The organism is Rhodococcus sp. IEGM 1379, assembly GCF_030056815.1.
In the GTDB taxonomy this organism is placed as follows: Bacteria; Actinomycetota; Actinomycetes; order Mycobacteriales; family Mycobacteriaceae; genus Rhodococcus_F.
Genome location: NZ_JASHKR010000096.1, coordinates 1 through 14862 on the forward strand (window position 1 = coordinate 1; position 14862 = coordinate 14862).

Genomic DNA, 14862 nt, shown 5'->3' on the forward strand with positions numbered 1-14862 from the left:
CCAGAATCCGGCTTCGTCGAGGTTTTGGATGGTGTCGTAGAAATCCTTGAACCAGTAGGAGAACAACACGGTCACGCGGACACCGAAGACGTTGAGTAGCAACAATACTGCGAGGATCAGCATCGGGACCGGGGTGCGACGGGGATTGAAGTACGGCCACGCCATCCGTCGAAACTGGCGTCCCCAGCGGGTGAAACGCGCCAGCAGCACCACTGTGATCGCCAGAATCACCACCGTGATCGCGTAGGCCTTGGCCAGCCACAGCGCGCTGTCCGGTACGGCGTTGCTCCAGTCCACCGTGCACCTCCGTCGTGAAAACGGAAAGCCGATCCCGTCAGATACGGAAGCTAATTGCGGGTTCACCGAAATACGTGTCGTCAAACTTGGGCACCAGCGGTAGCTACGGCCCAGCGAACACTCGTATTGCCCGATTTCCCGTTTTGTGTGTTAATAACAAGGGGAATGTGAGGTTTGCTCCCGATCGTGCCTGTTGGCCGTTAAGCGGAGAGCAGGGACGTTGGCGTCGGCACCAGGCGGGTGTCGGCGCCGCCTCGCCTTGCACGCGTGTGCACGTGAACGAACGAAAGAAGTGACATGGTCAGCAAACGAGTGCGTCGGACGTCACGGATCGCTGTGGCAATTGTCGGGGCAGTGGCGGCTGGACTCGCTCTTGCCGGACCGGCCGCGGCTTTCCCGCTTTTTCCGGGTGGACCGGACGTTCCGGTACCCGTCGTTGTCGGCATTCCCGGATTGGATCCGGCGATGCCCGGCTTCCTGGGTACCCCGGCGCAGATTCCGGTCCCGCCCATCGGTGTCCCCAACTTCTCGGCGCCGTCGGTCAACCCGTCCAATGGTGAGCGCGTCGGAATTGCCCAGCCCGTCGTCATTCGGTTCAACGAAGCGATCGGTGACCGTGCTACCGCGGAACGCGCAATTCGCGTCACGACCAACCCGCCCGTCGAGGGTAGCTTCTACTGGATCAACGACAGTCAGGTGCGCTGGAAGCCGGCGCAGTTCTGGCCGGCCAACATCTCGGTGACCGTCGACGCGGGAGATTCGCACTCCACGTTCAATATCGGTGATGCACTCGTCACCGTCGCCGACGACAACACCAAGCAGATCACCGTCACACGCAATGGTGAAGTGGTTCGCACCATGCCGACATCTTTCGGTAAGCCCGGCCACGAAACCCCGAACGGCACCTACATTGTCGGCGAGCAGCTGCGCGATATGTACATGGACTCGTCCACCTACGGCGTTCCGATCAACTCGCCCGAGGGCTACCGCACCTACGTCGAGTACGCGTCACGAATCTCCTACAGTGGCATCTTCGTTCACGCGGCACCCTGGTCGGTAGCGCAGCAGGGGTTCACCAACGTGAGCCACGGTTGCCTCAACGTCAGTACCGAGAACGCCCAATGGTTCTTCGACAATGCGGGCAAGGGTGATCCGGTGATCGTGCAGAACACGGCCGGCGGAGTCCTCAGCGGCACCGACGGATTGGGTGACTGGAACCGCTGACAATCTTCTGACGAAGGCCCGGTGCGCGAAGTATTCGCACCGGGTCTTTTTCGTATCCGGACGAGGCTTACGTTTCTTCGCGGAACAGCTGCGCGATGGGGTTACGAAATGTTGGTCGATGAGGACTGTTTTCTGTTGTTCGATGCAGTTCTGTCCGGTGAAGGTCCGGTCAGAAAAGCTGACGGGGGAACAACAGTCGGCGATCGTGATCACAATGCTGCTCTGAACCTCGCTGCGCTTGCAGCAGTGGCAACGGGTGGTGCGTCTTCGGCTAGTTGCGGACGAGAGGGTAAAGAAGCCCGACGGAAACCAAACGTAAGACCTGCCTCACGGCGGGCAGACGGTATCGCCGCGGGAACACCACGTGGTGGTGAATGTGGCCGGGGTAATCCGGTTACTCACATCGAGTGCACTAAACAGCACTCAATGTGAACGGAACGCTAGTCTGTGCGGCATGACCGTCGCCCGCTCGCTACTGCTGTTCGTCCTTGCCGCCGTACTCGAAATCGGTGGGGCATGGTTGGTGTGGCAGGGGATTCGTGAGCACAAAGGCTGGATCTGGGTCGGCCTCGGTGTCATCTCGCTGGGCCTCTACGGACTGGTCGCGACCATGCAACCCGACGCCAATTTCGGTCGAATCCTGGCTGCCTACGGCGGAATATTCGTTGCCGGTTCATTGCTCTGGGCAGTGGTGATGGACGGCTTCCGGCCGGACCGTTTCGATATCGCCGGTGCGGTGATCTGCCTCGCCGGAGTCGGCGTGATCATGTACGCCCGCTAGGGCCTTCGGCCCTGTGCGCCTTTTTGGTAGCGACCACTACCAAAAAGACGCACAGGGGCGGCGTAGCCCCTAGGCCTTTGCCCGAACCACCAGAACAGTGCCGGGGAACTCGGCAGCAAGCTCACGACGTGCATGCTTGATGCAGGCCGTGCCGTAGCCCTTCTTACGGGCCTGCGGGGCGATCCAGATCGCGACATTCACTTCCTGATCGGTGAGCTCACCGAAAACCAGTCCGACGCTCTCCGGGACGCCGGCTGAAACATCTTCGGCGACAAACCAAGCTGCGCTTTCGTCTTCGATGCGGCCCAAGCCTGCTGTCCGTTCCGCTCCGATGCGATCTTCGGCCCACGGAGCACCGTTCTCGTCGAGCTGTTCTGCGGAACGTGTCGCGAACAGTGCCGCGTCCTCCGGGCTGGTGTTGAACGGGCGCAGATTGAAGTGCGCGCCGCTGCTGGCCGGGCGATCCACGGTGGTCCATTCCAGGGTGGCGTCGAGGTTCTCGAGCTCGCCTTGGATGCGGTCGCGTGCCGCTTTGGTCAGAGCACTGAACTTGAGGCTCAATACGGCCTCGGCGTTGGTGGCGGACGTGCCGAGCAGTTCTGCAACCGTCGTCACTGCAGCCTGATGGTCGGAGCTGTCGACGACGGCATCCAGGACCTCGTGTCGTCGTTCCAACGCGCGAACGAGCGCGGCGGTGAGCTCGCGACGGTCCAGGATCTGATCTTGAATGTGCGTCGTCATAAAGACTCCTTGCTGTTCGAGGCTGCAAACGCAGTGTCGTGCGGACCGTTACGACTCAATACTGCGTCACTTCGCCGCAGATGGCACCCGTTGGTCTCACGACACGAGGTGGCACGCGTCTCACGCCTGTTGCAACGGCTCACACACGATCACCGGGATGACTCGATCCGTCCAGGCTTGGTAGTTGTCGAAGTCGGCGTACATCGCAGTCAATTTCGGCCACAGCACAGCGCGCTCCTCATCCGTCGCAACGCGGGCCTTCATCGACCGGGTTCGCGACTTGATCTGCACCGTCACCACAGGATCGGCCTTGATGTTGAGGTACCACATCGGGTTCTTGGGGAGCCCGCCTTGCGACGCCACCAGAATCACGTTGTTGCTGTCCTCGAGGAACAGTAACGGGCTGATCCGTTCCTCGCCGGACTTGCGACCCGTTGTGGTGAGCAGGCAGATCGGCAGTCCGCGTCGAAACGCACTGCCGACCCGCCACTTGCTGCCCAGTTTTCCGCCAGTCGCTCGATACATCGCGACGTTTGCCTTCGACATCCACTTGATGATGGTGACCGTCGCCGGTGCGTCGAGTCCCTTGGGTTTAGCTGGGGGAGTGCTCATTTCAGATGCGCTCGATGATCGTGCCGGTTGCCAGTGCGCCGCCGGCGCACATCGTGATCAACGCGGTGGAACCGTCACGACGCTCGAGTTCGTGCAGTGCGGTCGTGATCAACCGCGAGCCGGTGCTGCCGACGGGATGTCCGAGAGCGAGGGCGCCGCCGTTGACGTTGACCTTGTCGAAGTCCGGTCCGTGAACCTGAGCCCAGGACAGAGCGACCGCGGCAAATGCTTCATTGACCTCGAACAGATCGAGATCGCCGATCTTCATGCCGCTCTTCTCGAGGACCTTGGTCGTGGCTTGCACCGGGCCGTCGAGGTGGAACTCGGTTTCGGCACCGACGAGAGCCTGCGAGATGATGCGGGCACGGGGCTTGAGGCCGAGCGCGCGAGCCTTGTCCTCGTCCATCAGCAGGATGGCGGCTGCGCCGTCGGAAATCTGCGAAGACGTTCCGGCAGTGTGGATTGCGCCTTCCATGACCGGCTTCAAGCGAGCCAGTGCTTCTGCCGTCGTATCGCGCAGCCCCTGATCGCGGTTGACCAGTTTGGTCTCGCCCGTCAGGTTTCCTTCCTTGTCGATCTGGGGTGCGGAAAGCTCGAGCACCTCACGGTCGAAGCGGCCTTCGTCCCAAGCCTGCTTTGCCAGCGCCTGCGAGCGGACACCGAGGGCTTCGAGGTCGTCGCGGGTCAGTCCGCGTCGACGCGCGATGCGCTCGGCAGCTTCGAACTGGGCGGGCAGGTCGATGTCCCACGATGCCGGACGCCGGGGACCGGCTTTGTCGCCGACGTTTGCTCCGAGGGGAACCTGGCTCATTGCCTCGACGCCACAGGCGACGCCTGCGTCGATGGCGCCGGTGGCGATCAGGCCGGCGATCAAGTGGTTGGCCTGCTGCGCAGATCCACACTGGCAGTCGACGGTAGTGGCACCGGTCTGCCAAGGCAGTCCGGCATGCAGCCACGCGGTGCGGGTGATGTTATTAGACTGCGCGCCGGCCTGCGTGACACAGCCGCCGATGACCTGCTCGATCAGCATCGGGTCGATTCCCGAACGCTCGAGGACGCCCTTCTGCGCTGCACCGAGGATCTCGGCCGCATGAACGCCGGCGAGCCAACCTCCACGCTTTCCGATGGGGGTGCGAACGGCCTCGACGATTACTGGTGTGCCCATGGCGGGGCTCCTTTCCTTGTAGTGAAAAGTAGAACAAGTTCTCTGCTGGAAGCAAGACCTGACTACCTTTCCTTCCCTAGTAAGCAGGGTTGTGTTTCAATGTGAGTAGAACGTGTTACACATCACGGATACGCATCACCCCGGTGATGAAAAGGCTCAGGCTAGGAGAGACGTAGTGGCACAGCCCGCATTGCCCGAGGGATTCGACTTCACGGACCCTGATATCTACGCGGATCGGATGCCTTTCGAGGAATTTGCCGAACTGCGGAAGACCGCTCCGGTGTGGTGGAACCCGCAGCCGCCCGAGGTCGGTGGATTCCAGGACGAGGGTTACTGGGTCGTCAGCCGGAACGAAGACGTCCGCGACGTCTCGCAGCGCAACGACATTTTCTCGACGCACGAGAACACGGCGATTCCGCGCTTCGCCGACGACATCCCGCGTGAGAACGTCGAGATGCAGCGCTTCATCCTCATCAACAAGGACGCTCCGGAGCACACCAAGCTCCGCAAGCTGGTTTCCCGCGGCTTCACGCCCCGGGCCATCAACAGCCTGCGTGACGAGCTGACCGAGCGCGCCGAGCAGATCGTGAAGGCAGCTGCCGAGAGCGGTGCCGGCGACTTCGTCACCCAGGTCGCGTCGGAACTTCCGCTTCAAGCAATCGCGGAACTTCTCGGTGTGCCGCAAGAAGATCGCGTGAAGCTCTTCGACTGGTCCAACCAGATGACGTCGTACGACGACCCCGAGTTCGACATCGATCCGAATGTCGCATCCATGGAGATCCTCGGCTACGCCTACCAGATGGCCGACGCGCGCAAGAAGTGCCCGGCTGACGATATCGTCACCAAGCTCATCGAAGCTGACATCGACGGAAATGAGCTCTCCCCAGAGGAATTCGGCTTCTTCGTGATCCTGCTCGCGGTTGCGGGCAACGAGACCACTCGCAATGCCATCACACACGGCATGGTCGCGTTCCTCGACAATCCCGACCAGTGGGAGCTGTACAAGAAGGAACGTCCGAAGACCGCTGCCGACGAGATCGTTCGTTGGGCAACCCCGGTTACGTCCTTCCAGCGCACCGCGCTCGAGGACACCGAGGTCGGTGGCCAGAAGATCAAGAAGGGCGACCGCGTTGTGATGATGTACGCGTCGGCCAACTTTGACGAGGACGCCTTCGAGAACCCGACCAAGTTCGACATCATGCGCGATCCCAATCCGCATGTCGGCTTCGGTGGCACCGGTGCGCACTACTGCGTCGGCGCCAACCTTGCACGCCTCGAAATCGATCTGATTTTCAATGCGATTGCCGATCATCTTCCGGACATCACCAGGCTCGGTGACCCTCGTCGGCTGCGTTCCGGTTGGCTCAACGGCATCAAAGAGTTTCAGGTTGATTACAAGACTGCCGGTTGCCCGGTTAAGCATTGAAACTAGCTCTATACTGAGTTAGTAACCGGCGAGTAGGTTTGTGTAGGTCGTGGGAGCAACGTTCATCGCTCCCACGCACACAGAACTACATCTGAACGTTTCGGATGGCCCTTAGTCGGGTAATTCGGAACTAGGGCGGCGTCTGTGGGATCCCTCATCTCCCGCAGGCGCCGCTTTTGTAGTTTCAGGCGGCCCTTGAATTTTCGGCCGCCGTAGGGTTTGGTGATGGCTTCGAGGAAGTGCCCCGACGGGTCGAGGAAGTACACGCCGCGACCACCGTCATTGGTGTTGAAGCCGGTGCTCGACTGGTGTGGATCCGCCCAGCGATCAAGTTTCAAGTCGGTGATCCGCTGGTAGATGCCGTCGAAATCCTTCTCGGAGAACAGGAATGCGTAGTGCTGGCGCGCTATCGCGGTGTCTTTCTCAACCTGGATGAAATCGAAAGAAACTCCGTGGTCGAGTTCGACGACCAGGAAGTGCCCCGCTTCGATCGGGTCAGGCAAGCCGAACATGTGGGTGAAGAACCACGCCGACTCTTGACGGTCTTGTGCGGCAACAATGGTGTGGTTGAACGAAATGGTCATCGAAGACCCCTTGCGGTACGACGCCTCCATGCCTGCGGTGAGTCAGGCTTCGATATATCGGCCTGGCGCAGTCCGCCATCGACACGCGACGTTGATACCCAGGAAACCATTTCGTCTCACGTGGCGCAACCAGGTACGGCCCCCGGTCGATGACCGGGGGCCGTACGAGTGCGTTGTCGAATCAGACCTTGCGAGCAGTCTTCATGTTGTCGAATCAGACCTTGCGAGCAGTCTTCATTGCACGATCAACTTCCCAGAACGCACGCAACGACTGGATCTTTCCCTCGTCGTTGACGCGGTACACGAAGACACCCTCAGCATCGATCATCATGCCGCCGACGCTGGTCCGGATCTTCCCGATGTTGACGTTCTCATTGCCGCACACCAGAGAATCGTCGATGAGGAACTCGAGCGAATCGGCGGTGGCGATGGTCATGTCGTAGAACTTGGAGATGGCTTCGCGGCCGTGGTGGCCCTTGCCTTCAGGGTCGAAACCCGAAGGGCCGACAGGATCTTCGACCCAGCCGTCCTCGGCGAAGAGTGCAAGCCACTCGTCCTTGTTCTTGGTGATTGCCGCAGCACGGGAAGCGTTACCGGCGATGCGGGCTGGGTGCTCAGTGGTCATCGTGTCCCTTACTTGATGTACTGCTCGGCGAACTTGCGCAATGATTCCTGCTTGGCTTCGAGCGGAGCATCAAATGCAATGCCGTCGAAAGCCCAAGGCACCGTGATGATGTCGGTTACACCGGCCTCTTCGAGTTCGGCGTAACCGGACTTGCCGAAGCGATCGATACACACGGTCTGGATCTCGAAAGGCTCGTTCTCGCGGCCGTATTCGGTGCGCAACTCTTTCAGTCGTGCGATGACGCCGACCAGATCGTCGAACTTGATCATCGCCGACGTCCACCCGTCGCCGACTCGAGCGGCACGCTTGAGTGCCACCTCGGTATGCCCGCCGACGTAGAACGGAACCGGTTTGGTGGGTGTCGGACTCATCTGGAGACGATCGAAATCGAAGAATTCGCCATGGTATTCGACCATCCCGCCACTGAGGATCAGCTTGATGACGTCGATCATTTCGTCGACACGAGCACCGCGACGCTTATACGGAGCCCCACACCACTCGAACTCTTCCGGTGCCCAACCGATTCCGACGCCGAAGCCGAATCGGTTGTTCGTCAGTGCCGCAACTGATCCGACCTGGCGAGCCAGGAGGACGGGGTTGCGGCTACCAAGCTTGAGTACCTGCGTGTAGAACTCGATCTTCTCGGTGACAGCGCCCATGGCGGCGGCAGCGATGAGTGGATCAACCCAGGGGGTCTCGGCATTCCACATCCGAGACCCGTCCGGGGTGTACGGGTAGTCCGCCGTCTGGGTTTCCATGAAGAACAGTGAATCCGGCAGAGCAATCGACGAGTAGCTGCACTCCTCAGCGGTTTTGGCAATACCAGGCAGCTGATCCAGGGGGATCATGGCAACCCCGACGGTGAACTTCATATTGGCTACCCCTTAGTTGGTGGGGCGATCGGAACCGACCACCCACATCGAGAAGTACTGCGAGCCTCCGCCGTACGCATGGCCGAGGGCCTTGCGTGCGCCGGCTACCTGGTGTGCGCCGGCGCGGTGCATCACCTGCATGGCTGATTCAGCGAAGCGAATCATGCCGGAAGCGCCGATCGGGTTGGAGGACAAAACTCCACCGGAAGCATTGACCGGAAGCTTGCCGCCGATAGCGGTTTCCCCGGCTTCTGTCAGTTTCCAGCCCTCACCCTCGGCTGCAAAGCCGAGGTTCTCGAGCCACATCGGCTCAAACCAGGAGAACGGCACATAGATTTCGGCGCAGTCGATCTCGTTCAGCGGGTCGGTGATTCCGGCGGCCTTCCACAAGGCAGCAGCTGCATCACGGCCTGCTTGTGGATTGACGTGGTTACGGCCGGCGAAAAAAGTCGGCTCGGTGCGCATGGCTGTGGCATGAATCCAGGCCACAGTGCGGCCGGCAGCTTCAACCTCGGCGGCAGCTTCCTCGTTGCCGATCACGAGTGCACAAGCGCCGTCAGAGGAGGGGCAAGTCTCGTCGTAGCGGATCGGGTCCCACAACATCTGCGACGCCTGAACGGATTCGAGCGTGATGTCGGGCTGCTTGAGGTGTGCATACGGGTTGATGCTGCCGTTGAGTCGATCTTTCACGGCCACAAGTGAACCGATGTGTGACGGCGCTCCAGAACTTCGGATGTACGAACGAACGTGCGGCGCGAAATAGCCGCCCGCTCCGGCGCCGACCGGCATCGTGAACGGAACGGGAGTGGACAACGCCCACATGGCGTTGGACTCGGACTGCTTCTCCCAGGAGACCGTCAAGACACGCTTGTGAACACCGGACTTGACCAGGCTGGAAGCAACGATCGCGGTGGAGCCGCCCACCGAACCGGCGGTGTGAACGCGCAGGAGCGGCTTTCCGTTGGCGCCCAGGGCATCCGCCATCGCGAGCTCCGGCATCATCGAGCCCTCGAACAAGTCGGGGGCCTTTCCGATGACGATTGCGTCGATGTCGTCCCAGCCGACGTGGGCGTCTTCCATGGCGCGGTCGATGGCCTCGCGGACCAGTCCGGCCATCGAGACGTCGTGCCGCTTGGCGACATAGTGGGTTTGGCCGGTGCCGAGCACGGCCGCGAGTTGAGGCGTTCCGGCCATCAGTTACGTCCCTCCAATACTGCTACCAGGTTTTGCTGCAGCACGGGCCCGCTGGTTGCGTGAGCCAGCGCGCGATTCGCGTTGCCGTCGATAATTGCCTTGGCTGCGTAGCCAATTCGTTCCAAGCCTCCGGCAAACATCGCGTTGCCGCTCAGTGACCCGCCCGACGGATTGATTGTTGTGGCGTCGGTCAGGCCGATTGCCTCCCGCAGGATCAATTCTTGGTGGGTGAACGGTGCATGCAGTTCCGCGACGTCGATATCGGCGACGTTCCCCCGGGTGGCGGCCTTGGCTGCCGAGGCGGTAGACGGCGACACTGTGAGGTCGCGGCCACCGAGGTTAGGGGAGTCGATGCGGTGCTCGATGCCGGTGATCCACGCGGGGCGTTCGCACAGGTCCCGGGCGCGGTTGCCCGAAGCCAGCACGATGGCGGCGGCGCCGTCAGTAATAGGCGCACAATCGTGTATGCGCAACGGATCTGCCAGGAAAGGGCTGGCAAGCAGAGACTCGGCGATCACGTCGCCGGAGAGTTGCGCATTGGGATTGTTCTTCGCGTTGCGACGGCTGCGAACGGCAACTTCTGCCATTTCCTCTTCTGTCCACTTGCCCGCATCGAGACCCAGGCGGGCCTGGAGACCGGCGATGGCTACCGAGTCGGGCCACAGGGGCGCAACAAGATACGGATCGAGCTGCATCGCCAGGATCTTGCGGAGATTACCGGCCGAAGACTTGCCGAAGCCGTAGACCAGTGCAGTCTCGACTTCACCGGTCATGATCTTGATCCAGGCCTCGTAAAGTGCCCAGGCGGCATCCATCTCGACGTGAGACTCGTTGATCGGCGGAACTGCGCCGATCGAGTCGATCGCAGAAATGAACGAAAATGCGCGACCAGCAAGGTAATCCGAAGATCCGGAGCACCAGAAACCGATATCGGACTTGGTGATTCCCAATTCCGCGTACAACTGCTGGAAGCAAGGGGTGAGCATTTCGACGCCATTGGTGGTGCCGGTTGTCTCACGAACGTGTGGGGCCTGCGCGAAGCCCACGACTGCGATGTCTGTCATGTCCGCCCTCAGAGATGGTGCTTGTAGGTGTCGTACTCGGCGTCGGGTTCACCCGTCGGCCGGAAGTACTCGATGTTTTCGAGGCCATAGCCCCATTCCTCGCGCGGCTTCCATTTAGCTTCGACGCGCATACCCATCCGCACATCGGCAGCGTCGCACTCGAGAATCAGGTGCAGGAACGGGATGTCTGCGCCGTCGAGCAGAACGTACGCCGCCACATAGGGCGGTTTGATGCGCTGGCCCAGGAACGGGACGTTGACGATGCAGAACGTGGTGATGATGCCCTTGTCCGGCAACTCCACCTGCTCGTTTGTGGGAAGTCCGTTGGTGGGGTTGGCGCCGCGCGGCGGGATGTAGACCTTGTCCGTCGGGCCGGAGCGGCCGCCAATGAGCTTGCCTTCGGCAAGTCCGCGCAGGTAAAAGCTTTCTGCGGGCGAAGCAGAATGCATGAAGTCGAGCATGATCGGGGTGGTGATCATGGTGACCGGATCCCCGTCGGAATCCAGTGTCGCGACACCATTTTCGGTTTCACCCGGTTCGAAGCACTCGATGTCCTGAATCTGCCCGACACGCTCGGCTGCCCAGCGGGCGCGAACCCGCAGTCCGGTGCTGATCGCATCCGACGAATCGACGTCCACAGCATGGAGCATCGTGGTATCTGCGCCGTCGAGCTTGATGAGAGCCCACGCAAACGGCTTGGCGAGAGGCTGCCCTTCGAGAGGCTCGGCATTCCACGTCCAGCTCACGACGGTGCCGCCGTCGGAAACTCCGACGAACTCCGTGAGAGGTTCAGCGGTAATCGGATCAAATTCCTGCGGTGGTACAAACACGCGGCCATCGGACCCGAGAGCCCCGATCACCTTGCGATTACGTAGCGCACTCACGAACGCGCCAATGGTCGGACCCGTTGATCGGGTGTAGTTGAATTCCAGTTTTAGTGGTGCGCTCAGTGGCTTCTCTGCCACCCCGCTCTTTCCCATGGTCACAAGATCGAGTAGAACAGGTTCTAGTGAATGTGGCAAGAGTCACGACTGATCACCGGTGATACGGAGGCACGAGATGAAGCTTGGGTTGCAACTCGGATACTGGGGCGCACAGCCGCCCACGAACGCCCCAGAGTTGATCGAGGCCGCCGAAGACGCGGGTTTCGACGCCGTCTTCGCCGCCGAATCCTGGGGGTCGGATGCATTCACGCCGTTGGCGTGGTGGGGGTCTCGGACCGAGAAAGTGAAACTGGGTACGTCCGTCGTGCAGATTTCCGCACGGACGCCAACGAGCTGCGCGATGCACGCACTCACACTCGACCACCTCAGTGGCGGTCGAACGATCTTGGGGCTGGGCGTATCCGGACCCCAGGTCGTCGAAGGCTGGTATGGCCAACCCTTCGAGAAGCCACTTGCGCGCACTCGCGAATACGTGTCGATCGTCCGTCAGGTTCTCGCCCGTGAGGCTCCCGTGACTAGTGTCGGACCGCACTACCCACTGCCCTACAACGGACCCGGAAGTTCGGGGCTCGGTAAGCCGCTCAAGCCCATTACGCACCCAGTGCGCGCAGACGTCCCCATCTGGCTCGGCGCCGAAGGCCCGAAAAACGTTGCGCTCGCGGGAGAAATCGCCGACGGTTGGCTCGCGATCTACTACACCCCGCGCCTCGCACCCATGTACAACAAGTGGCTCGACGAAGGGTTCGCTCGGGAAGGTGCGCGTCGTAGCCGCGAAAACTTCGAGGTAGCCGCCACCTGCCAGGTCGTCGTCACCGATGATCGCACCGCCACCATTGCCGCTCTCAAGCCGATGACCGCCCTGTACGTCGGCGGAATGGGCGCCCCGGAGTTGAACTTTCACGCCCAGGTCTACAAGCGCATGGGCTACGAGAAGGAGGTCGACGAGATCGGCCGCCTGTTCATGTCCGGCCGCAAGGAAGAAGCCGCTGCCGTCGTCCCCGACGAAATGGTCACCGAAACCATGATCATCGGCGACATCGACGAAGTGCGTGCCGACGTCAAACGCTGGGAGGAAGCCGGCGTCACCATGTTGCTGGTGACCTGCCGCAGCGCCGATCATGTGCGGTCATTGGCAGACGCGGTGCTGGGCTGACGCCAGCGGGTATTCCCTACTGTGCCGAAGGGGCGCTAGCTGATTGTCGGTAGCCCACCTTCTTTTGAGCGAACGTACCTTTCGGCGTATCTAAGGCGATCAACGCCACTTTCGCACCACAAAAGTTATCCACAGGCCAGTGTAAAACCCCAGGTCGACACCTGAGGTGATGTCTGCGTCTGCGTCTGCGTCATGCTGCAACTATGCGTCGAGGAGAGTGGGGCCGGGACCCCGACCAGATTTACCGAGCCAGCACAAGTGGCGTGATCCGAACGTCGGAACTCGCCCGGCTGAAGGTCTCGAATTCAGCAGTTCACGGACGATGCCGTGCGGGTGGGCCGTGGCAACGGATACTTCCGGGCGTCATCTTGCTCGGAAATGGTCAGCCGACGCCGAGGCAGCGAGCAGTGGCGGCGCTCATGTTCAGCGGCGACGGCGCGATGCTCACTGGCAGATCCGCGCTCTCCGAATACGGGTATCGAACTAACTCGGGTGAAGTTCAGGTGCTTATTCCGATCCATCGCCGTGCTCAATCGGTGGGATTTGTGGTGGCGGAGCGAACAATTCGATTGCCTGAACCAGAGATGCGGCACGGCGTGCGGTGCGCCCCGTTAGCCAGAGCGTTGCTTGATGCTGCACGGCGATGCAAAGCGTTGGATCCCACTCGGTCGCTGATAGCCGAGGTTATTCAGCGAGGTGATGCGTCGGTGCGTGAACTCTCCAAGGAACTGGATGCGGGGAGCTGTCGTGGATCTGCCCTTCCACGCGCGGTGTTGCGTGAGGTGAACGCCAACCTGCACTCCGTCCCCGAAATCGAGGCGCGGGAATTGTGGCGGCGAAGTGGCCTGCCGGACATGCTCTTCAACCGTGAAATACGGGATGCAGACGGGAAGTTGATCGCAATTCCGGACGGATGGATCGACTCTGTGGCATTCGCCTGGGACATTGATTCATTGGAATGGCATCTGTCGCCGACGGACTACAAGCGCACCGTCGAGCGTCGGACGCGCATGCAAAACGCCGGCATCATCGTGTTGCCGACTGTGCCGAGTGCACTGCGAACTGACCCGGCGCGGGTGATTGACGACCTTCGGCGGCACTATGCGCTGGCCTGCTCCCGTCCACGACCACAAGTATCAGCCGTCGCGCGATGAACGGAAATCGGTACACATCGGACAAAGCGGACCGAAACAGACCGAGCGAACGTACCTTTCGTCGCCTTGGATGCGCCGAAAGGTACGTTCGCTCGGAAAAGGGGGTGAGGAGGGGCTACGGGAGAGGTCAGACGCCCTTGAAGCTGGGGGCCCGCTTCTCGCCGAAGGCTCGGGGGCCTTCCTTCGCGTCAGCGCTCATGAAGACCTGCATGCCCAATTTTGCGTCGATCTGGAATGCGTCTTCCTCGTGCATTCCCTCGGTGTCGCGGATGGTCTTGAGGATGGCCTGGACAGCGAGAGGTCCGTTTGCAGCTACGAGTTCGGCAAGTTCGAGTGCCTTGTCCAGTGCCTGGCCGTCGGGGACGACGTGACCGATGAGGCCTATTTCCTTGGCTTCCGGCGCCTTGATGTGGCGGCCGGTCAGCAGGATGTCGGCAGCAATCGTGTACGGAATCTGGCGGACCAGACGCACTGCGGAGCCGCCCATGGGGAAGAGGCCCCACTTGGCTTCGGAGACACCGAACTTGGCGCTCTCGCCGGCGACGCGGATGTCGGTGCCTTGAAGGATTTCGGTGCCGCCCGCGATGGCAGCGCCTTCGACGGCGGCGATGAGAGGTTTGGTGAGTCGACGACCTTTGAGGAGGCCCTCGATCTTGGACATGTCGACTCCGCCCTCGGCAAAGGCGTCTCCGGGGGGCTTGGCGGCCATGTTCTTGAGATCTGCGCCGGCACAGAAATCTCCGCCGGCTCCGGTGAGGACAGCGACGCGGATGTCGGGGTCGTTGTCGACCTGATTCCACGCGTCGATCATGATCGCCATCATCTCGCCGGTGATGGCGTTCTTACGTTCGGGGCGGTTCATGGTGATGATCAGGACGTGACCGCGCTTCTCGACGAGGGCGTGCGGCGCTGTTTCCGACGTGTCGGATTTTTCGGTCGTCGTTGAGGACACTGATGACTCCTGGGCGGTTTGTGAGCTGGCTCTCAAATTGGGTCTTGCCAGAAACGGTAACACGTTCTACTTTG

14 protein-coding genes and 2 pseudogenes are annotated in these 14862 nt (G+C 61.2%); 5 read left to right on the forward strand and 11 right to left on the reverse strand.

The window, feature by feature from the left end:
* Positions 1–297, reverse strand: a pseudogene (locus tag QM600_RS26155) (ABC transporter ATP-binding protein/permease); the annotation flags it as partial.
* Positions 298–594: 297 nt separating this feature from the next.
* Here QM600_RS26155 and QM600_RS26160 point away from each other — a divergent pair.
* Both QM600_RS26160 and QM600_RS26165 read left to right on the forward strand, forming a co-directional pair.
* Positions 595–1521 (forward strand): L,D-transpeptidase, encoded by a 927-nt coding sequence (locus QM600_RS26160; protein WP_283264649.1) that lies wholly within the window; start codon positions 595–597, stop codon positions 1519–1521.
* A gap of 454 nt (positions 1522–1975) precedes the next feature.
* Positions 1976–2302 (forward strand): YnfA family protein, encoded by a 327-nt coding sequence (locus tag QM600_RS26165; protein ID WP_283264651.1) that lies wholly within the window; start codon positions 1976–1978, stop codon positions 2300–2302.
* Positions 2303–2371: 69 nt separating this feature from the next.
* Here the strand turns inward: QM600_RS26165 and QM600_RS26170 are convergent, their stop codons facing one another.
* The 3 genes from QM600_RS26170 to QM600_RS26180 all read right to left on the reverse strand — a co-directional run bounded on the left by QM600_RS26170 (position 2372) and on the right by QM600_RS26180 (position 4820).
* A complete protein-coding gene (locus QM600_RS26170) occupies positions 2372–3043 on the reverse strand; it encodes a GNAT family N-acetyltransferase (RefSeq protein WP_283264652.1) in 672 nt (223 codons plus the stop codon).
* Positions 3044–3163: 120 nt separating this feature from the next.
* Entirely contained in the window at positions 3164–3655 is a 492-nt protein-coding gene (locus tag QM600_RS26175; RefSeq protein WP_283264653.1) for a nitroreductase family deazaflavin-dependent oxidoreductase, read from the reverse strand.
* A 1-nt stretch (position 3656) separates the two neighbouring features.
* A complete protein-coding gene (locus tag QM600_RS26180) occupies positions 3657–4820 on the reverse strand; it encodes a steroid 3-ketoacyl-CoA thiolase (protein ID WP_243618730.1) in 1164 nt (387 codons plus the stop codon).
* A gap of 175 nt (positions 4821–4995) precedes the next feature.
* Here QM600_RS26180 and QM600_RS26185 point away from each other — a divergent pair, with 175 nt between their 5' ends.
* Entirely contained in the window at positions 4996–6246 is a 1251-nt protein-coding gene (locus tag QM600_RS26185) for a cytochrome P450 (RefSeq protein ID WP_283264654.1), read from the forward strand.
* Between the two features lie 206 nt (positions 6247–6452).
* Here QM600_RS26185 and QM600_RS26190 read toward each other — a convergent pair.
* The 6 genes and pseudogenes from QM600_RS26190 to QM600_RS26215 all read right to left on the reverse strand — a co-directional run.
* Positions 6453–6860 (reverse strand): annotated as a pseudogene (locus QM600_RS26190) (VOC family protein); the annotation flags it as partial.
* Between the two features lie 184 nt (positions 6861–7044).
* A complete protein-coding gene (locus QM600_RS26195; protein ID WP_283264656.1) occupies positions 7045–7455 on the reverse strand; it encodes a nuclear transport factor 2 family protein in 411 nt (136 codons plus the stop codon).
* A gap of 8 nt (positions 7456–7463) precedes the next feature.
* Positions 7464–8327, reverse strand: coding sequence for a TIGR03619 family F420-dependent LLM class oxidoreductase (locus QM600_RS26200; protein WP_283264658.1), 864 nt, complete (start codon positions 8325–8327; stop codon positions 7464–7466).
* 12 nt (positions 8328–8339) lie between these two features.
* Positions 8340–9521, reverse strand: a complete 1182-nt coding sequence (locus QM600_RS26205) for a thiolase family protein (protein WP_283264659.1) — start codon at positions 9519–9521, stop codon at positions 8340–8342.
* A complete protein-coding gene (locus QM600_RS26210) occupies positions 9521–10585 on the reverse strand; it encodes a thiolase family protein (protein WP_283264660.1) in 1065 nt (354 codons plus the stop codon). The genes QM600_RS26205 and QM600_RS26210 overlap by 1 nt, the downstream gene beginning before the upstream one ends.
* Positions 10586–10593: 8 nt before the next feature.
* Positions 10594–11565, reverse strand: a complete 972-nt coding sequence (locus tag QM600_RS26215) for a Zn-ribbon domain-containing OB-fold protein (protein ID WP_283264667.1) — start codon at positions 11563–11565, stop codon at positions 10594–10596.
* Between the two features lie 79 nt (positions 11566–11644).
* Here QM600_RS26215 and QM600_RS26220 point away from each other — a divergent pair, with 79 nt between their 5' ends.
* Together QM600_RS26220 and QM600_RS26225 are read left to right on the forward strand one after the other, a co-directional pair.
* Complete coding sequence (locus tag QM600_RS26220) at positions 11645–12682, forward strand: LLM class F420-dependent oxidoreductase (RefSeq protein ID WP_283264662.1); 1038 nt, start codon at positions 11645–11647, stop codon at positions 12680–12682.
* A gap of 203 nt (positions 12683–12885) precedes the next feature.
* Complete coding sequence (locus QM600_RS26225) at positions 12886–13836, forward strand: hypothetical protein (RefSeq protein ID WP_283264664.1); 951 nt, start codon at positions 12886–12888, stop codon at positions 13834–13836.
* A 127-nt stretch (positions 13837–13963) separates the two neighbouring features.
* Here the strand turns inward: QM600_RS26225 and QM600_RS26230 are convergent, their stop codons facing one another.
* The gene (locus QM600_RS26230; protein ID WP_283264665.1) at positions 13964–14788 is read right to left on the reverse strand and encodes a crotonase/enoyl-CoA hydratase family protein; all 825 of its coding nucleotides are present in this window, start codon (positions 14786–14788) and stop codon (positions 13964–13966) included.
* Positions 14789–14862: the final 74 nt, after the last annotated feature.